Origin of the sequence: Metapseudomonas boanensis (assembly GCF_018704125.1) — a bacterium.
In the GTDB taxonomy this organism is placed as follows: domain Bacteria; phylum Pseudomonadota; class Gammaproteobacteria; order Pseudomonadales; family Pseudomonadaceae; genus Metapseudomonas; species Metapseudomonas boanensis.
Genome location: NZ_JAGTIS010000006.1, coordinates 181,885 through 195,585 on the forward strand (window position 1 = coordinate 181,885; position 13,701 = coordinate 195,585).

The window sequence follows — 13,701 nt, forward strand, 5'->3', positions numbered from 1 at the left end:
ATGAAACTCCAACTCGCTTTGAGCCTTGCCTTAAGTGGACTGTCTGTATGTGCTTTTGCTGCTGTCAGTTCGGAAGAAGCTGCCGAACTGGGTAAATCGCTGACGCCTTGGGGAGCTATCCAGGCCGGCAATGCAGACGGGACAATTCCTGCCTACGAAGGCGGCCTCCGCCAGGCTCCGCCCGGTTTCAAGCCGGACAGCGGATTTTGGGTTGATCCGTTCAAGGACGAGAAGCCCCTGTTCCGGATCGATGCGAAGAATGCAGATCAGTACGCTGACAAGCTGAGTGAAGGTCAGAAGGAGCTGCTGAAGAAGAATCCTGATACCTGGTACATGGATGTTTATCCGAGCCACCGCACCACTGCCTATCCACAGGAAGTGGTGGAGGCTACTCTGCGCAACGCTACCGGTTGCCAGATTCAGAAGGACGGCTTGGCAGTTGATCCAGCCTGTCGTGGTGGCTTGCCGTTCCCGATCCCCAAGAATGGTAACGAGGTGATCTGGAATCAGCAGCTGCGATACAAGATCGGTCCCGGTTACTCCACCACCAAGTCGTCCAACAGTTGGGTGATCGACAGCAATGGTCAGGTAACCAAGACTGCGGAGCAGGCGACCTTCGAGGAAACCCCGTACTACCAGGTCAGTCTGTCTGATCGTGATCCGCAGATGTATGCCCGTGTGTTCTCCCTGAACAATTTTCCCGCGCGGCGCTCTGGAGAAGTCATCGTTTTGAATGACTACCTCGATCCGACGTCCAAGCCACGGCGCTCTTTCAGCTACACCCCGGGTCAACGCAGGGTCAAGCTGGCTCCTGAGTTCGCCTTCGATACCCCGGTTGCCAGCCAGGGTGGCGTGACTCTGTTCGATGAGCTCCAGATGTTCTCCGGTAGCCAATCCCGCTTCGACTACAAGCTGATTGGCCGTAAGGAAATGTATATCCCCTACAACGCCTACAAGTTCTACTTCGATTGCAAGCAGGACGAGCAATTCCAAAAGAGCCACGCCAATCCAGCTTGCGAGCGCTGGGAGCTGCACCGTGTCTGGGTGGTCGAGGCCACACTCAAACCGGGTCAACGTCACGTCTACAGCAAACGCACCTACTACCTGGACGAAGACACTTTCGGCATCGGCCTGTATGACGCCTGGGACAAGAGCGGTGCGCTGTATCGTTCGATCTTCCTGAGTGGTGTGCAGCTGTACGACAAGAATATTCCCTACAACGTGAAGAACGTTGTGTATGACTTCAACAAGGGGATGTGGGCGTTGCTTAACGATGCTTTGAAGGGTGGCTACTGGTTCTCCAGCAAGGCATACAGCGAGCGTGAGATGAACCCGGAAGCGATTGTCTCGCGGGTAACCCAGCGCTGATATCTGCTGCTTGCCCGCGCGGACTGGGAGGTCCGTGTGGGCAGGTAAGCTGAAATGGGCCGCAAGGGCGCATCGTTGAGTGCCCGCTGCGTCCCACCCTGCGGTTGAGGATAAAAACAATGATTAGCCCGGGCCTTGACGTAATTCATTCGCTGCTCCGTCGTGCGATCGTGGGATTGCCCCGTCGATCGTTCAGCACAGCGTTGTTGTTCTCACTGCTGCTGCCTGTTTCTGCCTTTGCTGAGCAAGTCTCGGGCACCGATTCGTTACGGGAGCCTGCGCAGATCCTTGATTCGCGCATGCCTGCGCCGGTGATAGGTATTGCTCGAGCTGGCAAAGCCTTGGTCAGCGTTGGGCCACGCGGTCTTATCCAACGTTCTGAAGATGGTGGCAAGTCCTGGCGGCAGGTGCCCAGTCCGGTATCCAGCGATTTGGTCCAGGTGCGTTTCAGTGATGCGTTGAATGGATGGGTCGTTGGTCACGATTCAGTATTGCTACATACCGCCGACGGCGGCGCCAGCTGGAAAGTACAACTTGATGGGCGCAGTGTGCTTGCGCTGCTGCAGGATCAGTACGGTCGTCGCGCCAATGCAGGCGATCAAGTAGCTGACGACATGCTTCGCGAAATCAATCTTGCGATGAGCACTTCCGCAACACCCGATGTGTTGGCCGCTCCTTTCCTCGATGTGCTGTTCGATGATAACGGCAACGGCTTCGTAGTCGGTGCATTCGGCATGATCTTGCACAGTCGGGACGCTGGTACGACCTGGGAACCCTGGGTCGACCGTACCTCCAACGAACGACGCATGCATCTGTACGGACTGGCTGAGCGAGAAGGCGTCTTCTATGTCAGCGGGGAACAGGGTTTGTTGATGCGTCTTGATTCCCAGACACAGCGCTTCGTGACCCTGGAAACCCCGTACACAGGAACCTATTTCGGCGTCAGGTCCTTCGACGGCTTGCTGTTGGTGTATGGCCTGCGCGGCAATTTATTTGTCAGTCGAGATAACGCCCTGCACTGGCAAAAGATCGAGACCGGGCTGAAATCCAGCATCGTCGATGTTGTGGAGCAGGGCGGTGAGTTGCTTGTCGTCAGCCAGGGTGGACAGATGGTGTCGCTCAATCAGCACAACCTCGGTATCACCTCGCTGCAGCCCGCAGAGATCGGCGAAATTTACGCGGCAAGCTATTCCGGCGAGGCCGGCATGCTGGTTGTGACTCAGTTCTCCGGCGCCAAGCTTGTCGACATCACCAGCGCAGAGTGAGCCAGCCGTCGCAGACCTCCAAAGAGAATGAAGAAATGGTAGAGCAGAAATACAACAGCGGAATGCCGGTGGTTCCGGACCTCAAGGACTTTGACATGTCGTCCGGCGGGTTCTTTGAACGGGTGATCTTTAACAACCGCATTCTGGTGATCGTTGCCTGTTTGCTCGCTACTGTGGTGCTCGGTTTCTTCGCGACTCGACTGCAGGTCAATGCCAGCTTCGAGAAGATGATTCCGAGCTCCAGCCCTTACATCAAGAACTATCTGGCCTACAAGAGCGAGCTGCCGGGACTGGGCAATAGCATTCGCGTGGTGGTCGAGAACAAGCAAGGTGATATCTACAACCCGGACTACCTGCTCGCCTTACAGAAAGTCAACGACACGCTCTACCTAATTCCCGGCGTCGACCGGTCGTGGATGAAGTCGCTGTGGATGCCCATCGTTCGCTGGAAAGAGGTGACGGAGGAGGGCGTCGAGGGTGGTGCCGTGATGCCTGCCGACTACGACGGGAGCGAAGCCTCGATTAGTGCCCTGCGTCGTAATATTGCTCGCGCCGGCATCATCGGAGGCCTAGTGGCCAATGACGGCCGCTCCAGCATGATCGTCGCGCCCCTGCTAGATACCAACCCTCAGACTGGGGAGCCGCTCAACTATGGCGAATTCTCCAGGCAGCTTGAAGAACAGTTGCGCTCAATGGAGAGCGACAAGATTGGTATCCACATCGTCGGTTTCAGCAAGCTGGTTGGTGATCTGATCGACGGGCTCTACGCCGTCATGTTGTTCTTCGGCGCTTCTGTGATCATCGCCGCAGTGTTCGTTTATCTCTATACCCGCTGCCTGAGAAGTACTCTGCTGCTAGTCGGCATTGCCGTAGCAGGCGTGGTCTGGTTGCTCGGTCTGATGCAGTTGCTCGGCTATGAACTGGACCCTTACTCGATTTTGGTGCCGTTCCTGATCTTCGCCATAGGTGTTTCCCATGGCACCCAGAAGATGAATGGGATCCTGCAGGACATCGGTCGCGGCACACACAAGTATGTCGCCGCGCGCTATACCTTCCGCCGCCTGTTCCTCACAGGGCTAACGGCCCTGCTGTGCAACATCGTTGGGTTCGCGGTTCTGGTAATCATCGATATTCCGGTGATTCGTGATCTCGCGCTGACAACCAGCATTGGTGTGGCCGTGTTGATCTTCACCAAGCTGCTGTTGATTCCTGTGGCGCTCTCCTATATCGGCGTAAGCAAAAAGGCGGCGCGTATCGCTATCGAGAAGGATCGCGCTGGCGAGGAGAATCGCGGTTTCCTGGGGCACGTCTGGCATGGTCTCGATCGGTTTACTGAGCGCCGTTGGGCGACAGCAGTGATCGCACTATCTCTGGGTGTTACTGCGATTGGCAGCGTGGTCATGCTGGATCTCAAGGTTGGTGACCTTGATCCGGGGGCTCCGGAGCTACGCCCAGAATCACGCTATAACCGTGATAACGCTTACATTACCGCGCACTACGGGCTTTCCAGCGACCAGTTCGTAGTGATTATGAAAACCAGCGAAGACAGCTGCCGTCTTTACCAGTCGTTGCAAACAATGGACAAACTGGCTTGGCAGTTGCGTCAGACCGAGGGTGTACAGACCACTAACTCACTTGCCGAAACGGTGCGCTTCATCACTGCGGGGATGGCTGAGGGTAGTGGTAAGTGGCTGACCATCAGTCGTGATCAGGCGATCACCAACTCGTCGGTGGATGCCGCAATGATTTCGGCACCAGGTATCACTAACCAGAAGTGCTCAGTGACCCCGCTTATTGCCTATCTGGCGGACCATAAGGCCGATACGCTCAACCGGGTACTCAAGGTCACCGAAGATTTCGCCGCGCAACACAATACCGCCGCGGAATCTGAGCAGCCGTTGGAGTTCCTCCTGGCTGCCGGTAACGCCGGCATCGAGGCTGCGACCAACATTGAGGTTGAGAAGGGCATCGTCACCATGTATCTCGCGGTATACGGTGCCACGGCGCTGCTCTGCCTGCTGACCTTCCGCAGTTGGCGGGCCACTGTTGTCGCACTGATTCCGCTCCTTATGACCACAATCATCTGCAAGGCGCTGATGGTCTGGCTAGGTATTGGCTTGAAGGTGGCCACATTGCCAGTAATTGCAGTAGGCGTTGGCGTCGGCGTCGACTACGCGCTCTATTTGCTCAGCGTGCAGTTGGCTGTCCAGGAGCGTGGCGGCAGCTTGGCCGTGGCCTACCGGCGCTCGCTCGATTTTACGGGCAGGGTTGTGGCGCTCATAGGCTTGACGATGGCCGCAGGCGTCGTCACTTGGGCCTGGTCGCCCATCAAGTTCCAGGCCGACATGGGAATACTGCTGACCTTCATGTTCCTCTGGAACATGCTCGGGGCGCTGGTACTGATTCCCGCATTGTCACACTTCCTGCTCAACCCCAAGACCACTGCAACATCGCCTGAAGCTGCGCGAGGCGAGAAGGTCGCAGGCTCTGTGGAGCAGGGCAAGCGAGTGAATACCCAAGCGGTCACCGCACATTAGTAAACCAACGTACAGACGAAGGCATCAGCCGATCCCAGCGGTCGGGCTTGTGCCGTGGCTAGCAATTGGAGGGAAGTCAGATGTTCGAATTGTTGATGAGTGCCGACATGATGGTTCGGGATCCTGATGGGATGACGGAGAAGCTGGTAGACAAGCTCGGTGTCTACAAGCATGAGCGCTGGCGCCAGGCGTTCGATAACCATCCCTACATCGCGCACTTCCTGCGTGTGCATAAGTCATTAGCTGTGGCGCCGACACGCATTGAGCCTCAATGGCACCTCGATAAACCGAATCCCGGTGATCCGTTGTTCCACGACTTCCTGGAAAGCCTCAAGGACTACCAGGGGCATCACCGGCCGATGATCACTCACTCCATCGTCCTTGCCCTGCATCGTGAGAAGTTTGCCGTACTGGTGGACAAGTTGATGCGCCGCCGCCTGCCGTTCCGCATGGCGCAGCGTACTCCGGAGATGCCGTTCGACCGCCTGTGGCTCGGTGCTACGCCGGAGAAGCCCTACTATCAGCCCTCGGTCGATGGTGGCCTGTGCATCGAGATAATGGAGACTGAGCCACTGCAGATGCCTCCGGAGACCTACGCCCTGCCACCGGCCCAGCCGCGCGACCTGGCGCCAGGTGGAATGGTTCGGGTGACCGCCCGCGGCTTCCTGGTACGCGATCTGGATGAAACTCTGCGCAAGGTTTCCGCCAACCTCGACTGGGAGCCCAACGGCCCGGTGGAGCATCTGCGCGAAGAAGGCTATCGCCGTGCGCGCATGGGCTTCACGGTGGCCAACAGCGCGACCCTCGACGTGATCGAAGCGACCTACTGGAACACTGACGCTGGCCACTACCTGAACAATTGGGGGCCGGGCCCGTACTACATTCGCATCGGCGTCAACGATCTGGCCGCCAAGGCTGAGGACCTGCGCGCGCGTGGCACTGCCTTTGAGTGGATCGAGTCGTCCGAGGCGGTTGGGGGGAGGCCGCTGATCAAGATCGATCCGAAAGAATTGGATGGTCAGGTCTTTGAGTTTGAGGAGTGCACCGCATGAGTGCTATCGATTCTCTTCCTCAGATCATCAACGAAGCGGTGCGCATTGAACGTGACGCTGCCGTTGGATGGATCGTGCTAACCCGACCCGGGCAGATAAATGCGATCAACGATAGCATCCGGCAGGGCGTACCTCAGGCGCTGGCACAACTCGACAAAGATCCTCAGGTGCGGGTCATTGTTATCCGTGGGGAAGGGGAGCGTGGGTTCTGCGCAGGCGCCGATATCAAAGAGCGTCGCGGTGTTGAATCTTCTCTGCAGGTTCGTCAGCGGATGGAAGGCTCACGCTGGATCGAGTCGCTGGATTCGATGGCCAAACCCGTCATCGCGGCGATCCACGGGTACTGCATGGGGGGCGGTCTGGAGCTGGCATTGGCCTGCGATATTCGCTTCGCCGCGCCGAACGCAATCTTTGCACTGCCAGAAACCGGGCTTGGCCTGATTCCTGGTGGTGGTGGTACTCAGCGCCTATCGCGAGTTGTTGCGCCTGGACGGGCACTGGACATGCTCCTGACTGGTGACCGGATGGACGCCGCGGAGGCGCGGCAGATTGGCTTGGTGAGTCGCTTGGCCGGCTCCGTGGAATCCCTTCTCTCCGAAGTGGCTGCCTTCGCCTTGCGAATTGCCAATAAGCCACCGGCGGCCTCTGCATTCGTCAAGCAGGCGGCTCGCGCATCCTTAGAGCTGGATCTGAAAAGTGGTCTGAACCTGGAGCTCGATCTGTTCGCGTTGCTGGCCCCGACCAAGGACGTGAAGGAAGCTGCTCTAGCATTCAGCGAGCGCCGTGAGCCGCGTTTCACCGGCGAATAGCACTTACTCCCGTTAAGTCACGAAAGAGAGCAGTTTCATGAGTACAGGAAAGCTTGCGGGGCGGGTTGCAATCATCACAGGTTCCGGGGGCGGTCTGGGCGCCGAATGCGCTCGGGTACTAGCCTCACACGGGGCTAGTATCGCGGTGGTCGATATCAACGGCGATGCTGCGGAGTCAGTGGCGGAATCTTTGCGCTCGGCAGGCAGTCAGGCACTGGGTATCCGAACCGATGTTTCATCGGAAGAGGACGTGCATGCGATGGTCGCGCGGGTCAAGGAGCGATTCGGTCGCATCGATGTGTTGCACAACAACGCTGCGGTGCTGGATGCCGAGCAGCGTCAGCGCGACCGTGATCTCTGCAACCTCGACATGGCGGCATGGGATAGGGCAATTGCGGTTAACTTGCGCGGCGCAGTGCTTTGCACCAAGCATGTAGTTCCGGTGATGCTTGAGCAGAGCAAAGGCTCAGTGATCTTTGCCACGTCCGGTCTAGGAATGCAGGGTGATATGTCGTTGTCGGGGTATGCCACTTCCAAGGCCGCGCTGATGATGCTGCCAAAGCTGGTGGCAGCCCAATACGGCAAGCGTGGTATTCGTGGTAACGCCGTGCAGATTGGATTGGCGCCGCAGCACCCGTTGCCGGACGCCTTGCTGGACATCATGCGCGACAATCACTGTACACCGGAGCTCGGTACCCCACGGCAGATTGCTGACGTGGTGGCCTTTCTGGCGTCCGACGAGTCTTCGTTCGTCACCGGGACAACGCTTGTGGCCGACGGCGGCTTCAGCAGCCATACGCCTTCGCTTGTGGAAATGCGGAAACTGTTTGAGCAAATGGGCCGTACTGGGATGTAGTCGGCGAGGCCAGTGACAATCCTCAGCAAGGACGAATCTGGTCATTCGGAGGGACTGTGCCCTGTCTGCGCGCGAGCGGGAGTCAGGGATGTGGGGCACAGCAGTCGCTGTGCTCTACGCCTCCAAAAGCGGCAAGCGCATTACCAGTTGCACCTTTGCTGCTCCTGTCAGTAAGCATCCAATTGATACATCGTCTGCCCTACATGCCCAACTAGTAACCAATTCGGTTCGAATTGCGGGCCGTATCTTTTATGGTTGGCAACTATCTCAGGACGCCACGATCGCTGTCCTAATGCCCCTGGACGCAGTGACTGCGCGCTAGAATCAATCAGGTAATTCTTCCGTCGATACCAATCGGTGTAGCGAGTGAACCTCTGCCCTTGAGGCTCTCATCGAACTCTGTATTTCGCTTGACCGACAGTGTCCACGCAAGCGCGAAGCCCCCCAGCGACAGTACCAAGGCGAGTGCCGCACCCGTGGCAAGCATCAGTGGTGTGTGCCAGAAGAGGGGGGCGATGAGCGCCGACAAAACTGCGTTGAAAGCGGTCTGGGTGAACAATTGCAATGAAGAGCCCAGGCCACGCCGATCTGGTACGCAATCTAGTCCTAGCAGCGTGATGGTGGGTTGGATCAGCGTCATGCCGAGTGTGTAGATGAATAGATAGGGTAGATACCATCCGAATGCTGCAGGTGCGAGATAGCTGACAGTAAGGTTCCAGAGGCTGCCCAATCCCATAATGGCGAACCCTGTGACAATGCAGAAGCCAGTCGGAAACCGCGTCGCGTACCGGCCGGCCAGAAATGAGCCCAGCATCATTCCTGCAGTGGCGGGGCCGAAGAGCCAGATGAAGTCGGTTTCTGCTAACCCTAAATGTCGCATCAGGAATACGGGTGCAGACAGCACGTAAATGAAAAAGCCTGCGAACATCAAGGCAAAGGTCATCGCCCAAAGGACAAAGGGTTTGTTAGCCAACACCTGCCGATAGCCAATCAGCAAAGCGTGGCCTGAAAATAAATGTCGTTTCGACGGCGGGAGTGTTTCTGGAAGGAAAGCAATCACCAGGACCAGCAATGTAGTGCTGAACATTGCCAAGAATCCGAAGCTTGCGCGCCAACCGGCGTGGACCTGAAGCCAGCCACCTACGATCGGCCCTATAGCTGGTGCCAGCGCGAACAACATGATCACCAGTGCATATAGACGCTGGGCTGCTGCGCCTTCGTACAGGTCCCGAATCACCGCTCGGCCGATCACAATGCCGGCTCCAGCGGAGACGCCTTGCAATACGCGGCAGACATAGATCTGCTCGATGCGAGTTGCGGCAGCGGCGCCTGCGGATGCCAGCGCGAACACCACCAAGCCGACTATCACTACCGGTCGCCGTCCCAGGCTGTCGGAGATTGCGCCATGCCAGAGCGACATGAAGGCGAAGGCGGCGAAATACAGGGACAGGGTGATCTGCAGCTCGATGTCCGTCACGTCAAACACCGCCTTCATCTGCGCGAAGGAGGGCATGTAGATGTTGATGGTGAACGGACCCAGCATTGCCAGGCCGGCAAGCAGGATGGGCAGGAGTCTTGCCGTGGCAGGGGAAATCAAGGGAAGCCTTCCGTCGTCGCGTCGTCGACCGTGGCACGTTGCCAGGGGGAGGTTTTGTGTGATTTTAGACAAAAAATTAAAAAGTGTCTTGATTGTTTCTGCGCATGCTTCGCTATACGGCGCAAGGCCGGCGTGTGGCGATTTCTTTTACCGGCGGTAAAACGGATACCCAACTGTTCGCCGGCGGTTATTGCTAGCGTGGCATTCCCGGCGGGCTTCCAGAGCGGCTGGCATGGCCTGGGGCCGAAGCGCTGCCTGCTTTCAAGCAAGGCGTAGCTGCTCGGCAGCAGGTATGCCGGGCCGTCAGGGACTCACCATAAACAGCGACGAACAAGAACAATCAAGTCATGAACAACTACAACACGGATTACGATGTGATAATCGTCGGCGGCGGGACCAATGGTCTGTCGGCCGGCTGCTATCTGGGGATGGATGGCAAGAAGGTGCTGGTGCTCGAGGCGCTGGACAAGATAGGTGGCATGGCTTCATCGGGCTACCTAATTCCCGAGGCGCCCCAGCATCTAGTGCACCCCTGCGCGATGGATATGATGTCCATGCGCGTGCATGCCCATGTGCCCCGTGAGTTGGAGCTCGAGCGGCATGGTTTCAAGTCGATCGAGCTGTCGCCGGGCTACGTCTACCTGCATCCCGACGGTACCTCGCTAGTGTTTTGGCGCGATCGGCAACGGACGGCTGCGGAAATCCGTCGCTACAGCGCGAAAGACGCCGACGTGTTCCTCGAGTTCATGAAGGTCATCGATCTGTTCCTCGACATTGCCTTGCCGATGATGCGGGTCGATCCGGCGCGGACCAACCTCATGACCAAGCTGAAGGTGGTGGGCACCGCGCTCAAGCACCGCAAGCTGAAGCCCGAGCTGATGGCCCTTATGACTGGCTCCGCCCATCAGGCCGCGCGGGAGCGCTTCGAGCACCCGGTGACCATTTCCGCCATGTGCGCGCTGACCGGATTGGCCGGTGACATTAGCGCCGACGGTGGCGGCATTTATTACGCCCTGCTTGGTTTCCTCCACCGCTTCGGTGTCGGCCGGGTGATCGGTGGCATGCAGCAGCTCAGCAATGCCATGCGTGCTCGCTTGGAGGAGTTGGGTGGCCACGTTATGACCTCGGCCCGCGTCGGTGAAATCCTCGCCAGTCAAGGTAAGGTCCGAGGTGTCAGGCTGGTCGACGGGCGTGAGTTCACGGCGCGCGCGGTCATCGCCGGCTGTCACCCCAAGGTCGCGCTGGAGATGGTCAGTGCCGGGGAAATGCCGAGGAACCTGCTGACCCGCATTGCCATGGCACCGGCCAATGCCAGGGGCTCGGGGCCGTTGAAGGTCGACCTAGCGCTTGACGGGCAGATTTCCGTGCCCCGTTTCGAGGCGGCTAGGGGCGACGGCGTCGATCTGCGCAAGGCCTGCCTGATGATCGGTACGGAAGAGGCGGTACTGGAGAACTTCGCTGCCAGTTCCCGTGGCGAAGTGCCGCGCCTACCGTACATCACCATGGTCGCGCCCAACTCGGTTGACCCCTCGCAATCGCCGCCGGGTCAGGACGTGCTCTACATCTACCCACCGGTGATGCCGGTCGCCCCGCGCGAGGGCTGGGACGCACTCAGGGAGCGAGTGGCCGACCAGGTGGTCGAGCAGTTGTCCGAATACGTCGAGGGCATCCAGGGGCACGTCATCGGCCGCTGGATCGAGGCGGCACCGGACTTTACCGCCCGCCTGAACACGGTGAACGGCTGCGTGGTGCACATCGACACCACCTCCATGCGCTCCAGTGCCATGCGTCCGGCCTATGGGCTCGGTGGCGACACGCTGCCGGTCGAAGGGTTGTATCTGGGCAGCGCCGGCATTCACCCAGGAGGCGGGGTCAATGGCATGGCTGGACGTTTGGCTGCCAATAGGGTGAAGCGCTTCCTCGCCAAGGCCCGGCAGTAACGGGCACGAGGCAAGGTCTGCCGACAGAGCTCCCGCACGGCGGGAGTTCGACTGCCAAGATGTATTTTCAGTCGGCGAGCTATTCGTGTCGCAGTGTGATGCCGGCCAGGATGAAATCGGCCGAGTACGACCGCCAGGTATTCATGCCTTCCTCTGAGGTGGTATCCAGGCCGGCGAGAGTGGACATCGAATAGCGATTGGTAAACCAGCCGGTTGTCACCAAGGCAGCTGTGGCGAGAAACAGGCGAGAGTTGACGTCGGGCTTGAAGTCGCCGCTCTTGGCGCCGCGGCGCAGAATATTGTCGAACTTGTCGATCAACGCTGGCGCCATCTCCAGGAAGCGGTTGCGCGGCGTCTGGTGGCTGTTGTGATAGTGGATACCCTCGTGGGCCAGGGAACCTAGCAGGGGGTCCTCGCGGTACTGGTCGAAGAAGTGGTTGAGCATGGTGCGCATGGCTTCCGAGGGGGCAAGATCATCCACTTCCAGCCCCACCAGTTCGGACATGATCCGCTCCGAGCACTCATCCAGCACGGCTACGAACAGGCCCTCCTTGGAGCCGTAGTAGTGGTAAATCAACTGCTTGGTAACCCCCGCCGCGCTGGCTACCTCTTCCATGCGTACACCGGAGAGGCCTTTCTCCGAGAATTCCTGGCGGGCCGCCTCGATCAGGCGGCGGATCGTATTGCGTTTTCCGGGTTCATTCTGCACGGCAGTTTTCACCCATGCCTCCTTATGACAACGACGGGTCGATGTACTTCGTTTGACCCTGGGTAAAACGAATCGGGTCGCAGAAACAGGGCAGCCCGTTAGTATCCCGAGTCGGTGGATCCGAAAGGATACCGTTCCTTGCAGTGAGGTGAGCGAAATGGCGTGTTTCCAAATGAAAAACGCAGCCGCACGCTCGCTACCGCGATCCTGATGACCTGTCTTCGCGCCGGCGTCACTCGATTTCCAACAACAACAATTCCACAGAGTGTTGAATCTCATGAGCACCAATAGCACTTCCGCCCTGGACCTCAAGAATAACTACTCCGCTGTCTCCGAAACCTATCGTGGTACCAATCTGGACATCCATGCCGTATGCCGTGAGCAGCGCCTGAAGTCACCGATTTACGAAGGGGACTTTATCGCTCAGTTTGGTGTTCCCACCAATGCTGGCGTCCAGCAGGGTACCCGACCTACTTTCGCTCTGTTCAAGTACCAAGACGTGATGGCTGTGCTGCGCGACGGCAACACTTTCACTAGTGGTTTCATCGCCGAGGGCCTGGGCGCCTTCTTCGACGGCTTGGTGATCCTGGCCATGGACGGTGAGCCCCACCGCAAGGTGCGCGCACTGCTGCAACCGGCCTTCATGCCTGAGAGCGTGAACAAGTGGCGTGGGCAGATCGACGAGCTGATCCGTGAGGAGTTCCTCAAGCCGCTGGTACCGCAGAAGAAGGCCGACCTGATGGAGTTCGGTCTGGAACTGCCGATCCGCATCATGTACGCCCTGATGGGATTCCCCTCCGACGACCCCTCGAAATACAAGCAGTACGCTGCCTGGGCGCTGGCTATGGTCGGTGGCAACCAGATCGATCCAGCGAAGATGGAGGACGCGCGTAAGCGGGCCGGCATCGCGGTGAAGGGGCTGTATGACGCTATCCAGGAAGTCGTGGTGCGCCGCCGCGCCGAGGGTAGTCAAGGCGACGACGTGATTGGTCGTCTGCTACGTGCCGAATTCGAAGGTCGCACCCTGGACGATCACGAGGTGATCACATTCACCCGTTCGTTACTACCCGCTGCTGGTGAAACCACCACGCGGATGTTCGGCTCGGTGATGGCTCTGCTACTCACCACACCGGGACTGTTGGAGCGAGTCAAGGCTGATCGCTCTCTGATACCCAAGCTGATGGACGAAACCACCCGCTACGAGCCGGTGGCTACCTTCAAGGTGCGTGAGACGGCAAGGGACGTAGAGTTCCACGGCGTGAAGATTCCGAAGGGCTCCTTCGTGCAGTGCATGGTGGTGTCCGCTAATCGGGACGAGGATGCCTTCGAGAATCCCGAGGTGTTCGACATCGACCGCAAGCTCAAGCCTTCCTTCGGCTTCGGTTTCGGCCCGCACATGTGCATCGGCCAGTTTATCGCCAAGGTCGAGATTAACTGCTCTATCAACGCCATCCTCGACTTGTTCCCCAATATCCGCCTCGACCCGACACAACCTGCTCCTGTAATCGAGGGCGCGCAGTTGCGTGGCACCTCGTCGCTCCCGGTGATCTGGGACTGAGCATCAATAT

At 58.5% G+C, this 13,701-nt stretch carries 10 protein-coding genes; 8 read left to right on the forward strand and 2 right to left on the reverse strand.

All coding sequences use genetic code 11. The features are described from left to right. From J7302_RS13445 to J7302_RS13470, 6 genes are all read left to right on the forward strand, one after another. Positions 1 to 1,368 carry a DUF1329 domain-containing protein gene (locus tag J7302_RS13445; RefSeq protein WP_003454660.1) on the forward strand — a complete coding sequence of 456 codons (1,368 nt, stop codon included), beginning with the start codon at positions 1 to 3 and terminating at the stop codon, positions 1,366 to 1,368. Positions 1,369 to 1,487: 119 nt separating this feature from the next. After that, positions 1,488 to 2,633 carry a WD40/YVTN/BNR-like repeat-containing protein gene (locus tag J7302_RS13450; RefSeq protein ID WP_003454662.1) on the forward strand — a complete coding sequence of 382 codons (1,146 nt, stop codon included), beginning with the start codon at positions 1,488 to 1,490 and terminating at the stop codon, positions 2,631 to 2,633. Between the two features lie 35 nt (positions 2,634 to 2,668). Continuing rightward, positions 2,669 to 5,170 (forward strand): efflux RND transporter permease subunit, encoded by a 2,502-nt coding sequence (locus J7302_RS13455; RefSeq protein ID WP_003454666.1) that lies wholly within the window; start codon positions 2,669 to 2,671, stop codon positions 5,168 to 5,170. 80 nt (positions 5,171 to 5,250) lie between these two features. Further along, positions 5,251 to 6,222, forward strand: a complete 972-nt coding sequence (locus J7302_RS13460; protein WP_003454667.1) for a VOC family protein — start codon at positions 5,251 to 5,253, stop codon at positions 6,220 to 6,222. Continuing rightward, positions 6,219 to 7,031, forward strand: a complete 813-nt coding sequence (locus J7302_RS13465) for an enoyl-CoA hydratase/isomerase family protein (RefSeq protein WP_003454679.1) — start codon at positions 6,219 to 6,221, stop codon at positions 7,029 to 7,031. Before J7302_RS13460 ends, J7302_RS13465 begins: the two co-directional genes overlap by 4 nt. A gap of 37 nt (positions 7,032 to 7,068) precedes the next feature. Continuing rightward, positions 7,069 to 7,887 carry an SDR family NAD(P)-dependent oxidoreductase gene (locus J7302_RS13470; protein ID WP_036993574.1) on the forward strand — a complete coding sequence of 273 codons (819 nt, stop codon included), beginning with the start codon at positions 7,069 to 7,071 and terminating at the stop codon, positions 7,885 to 7,887. A 328-nt stretch (positions 7,888 to 8,215) separates the two neighbouring features. Here J7302_RS13470 and J7302_RS13475 read toward each other — a convergent pair whose 3' ends face one another. Beyond that, entirely contained in the window at positions 8,216 to 9,484 is a 1,269-nt protein-coding gene (locus tag J7302_RS13475) for a multidrug effflux MFS transporter (RefSeq protein ID WP_003454681.1), read from the reverse strand. 347 nt (positions 9,485 to 9,831) lie between these two features. Between J7302_RS13475 and J7302_RS13480 the strand changes: the two genes are divergently transcribed. Further along, positions 9,832 to 11,424: a phytoene desaturase family protein gene (locus tag J7302_RS13480; RefSeq protein ID WP_003454682.1), complete on the forward strand. Its 1,593-nt coding sequence runs from the start codon at positions 9,832 to 9,834 to the stop codon at positions 11,422 to 11,424. A gap of 79 nt (positions 11,425 to 11,503) precedes the next feature. On the opposite strand, the gene J7302_RS13485 is transcribed toward J7302_RS13480, so the two are convergent. Then, positions 11,504 to 12,145, reverse strand: a complete 642-nt coding sequence (locus J7302_RS13485; RefSeq protein ID WP_215375217.1) for a TetR/AcrR family transcriptional regulator — start codon at positions 12,143 to 12,145, stop codon at positions 11,504 to 11,506. Between the two features lie 265 nt (positions 12,146 to 12,410). Between J7302_RS13485 and J7302_RS13490 the strand changes: the two genes are divergently transcribed. Continuing rightward, positions 12,411 to 13,691, forward strand: coding sequence for a cytochrome P450 (locus J7302_RS13490; protein ID WP_003454684.1), 1,281 nt, complete (start codon positions 12,411 to 12,413; stop codon positions 13,689 to 13,691). Positions 13,692 to 13,701 lie beyond the last annotated feature (10 nt).

Bases quoted from the DNA above. Each gene is read 5' to 3' on its own strand.
- J7302_RS13450 (WP_003454662.1), top strand. From the start codon at position 1,488: ATGATTAGCCCGGGCCTTGACGTAATTCATTCGCTGCTCCGTCGTGCG.
- J7302_RS13455 (WP_003454666.1), top strand. From the start codon at position 2,669: ATGGTAGAGCAGAAATACAACAGCGGAATGCCGGTGGTTCCGGACCTC.
- J7302_RS13460 (WP_003454667.1), top strand. From the start codon at position 5,251: ATGTTCGAATTGTTGATGAGTGCCGACATGATGGTTCGGGATCCTGAT.
- J7302_RS13470 (WP_036993574.1), top strand. From the start codon at position 7,069: ATGAGTACAGGAAAGCTTGCGGGGCGGGTTGCAATCATCACAGGTTCC.
- J7302_RS13480 (WP_003454682.1), top strand. From the start codon at position 9,832: ATGAACAACTACAACACGGATTACGATGTGATAATCGTCGGCGGCGGG.
- J7302_RS13445 (WP_003454660.1), top strand. From the start codon at position 1: ATGAAACTCCAACTCGCTTTGAGCCTTGCCTTAAGTGGACTGTCTGTA.
- J7302_RS13490 (WP_003454684.1), top strand. From the start codon at position 12,411: ATGAGCACCAATAGCACTTCCGCCCTGGACCTCAAGAATAACTACTCC.
- J7302_RS13465 (WP_003454679.1), top strand. From the start codon at position 6,219: ATGAGTGCTATCGATTCTCTTCCTCAGATCATCAACGAAGCGGTGCGC.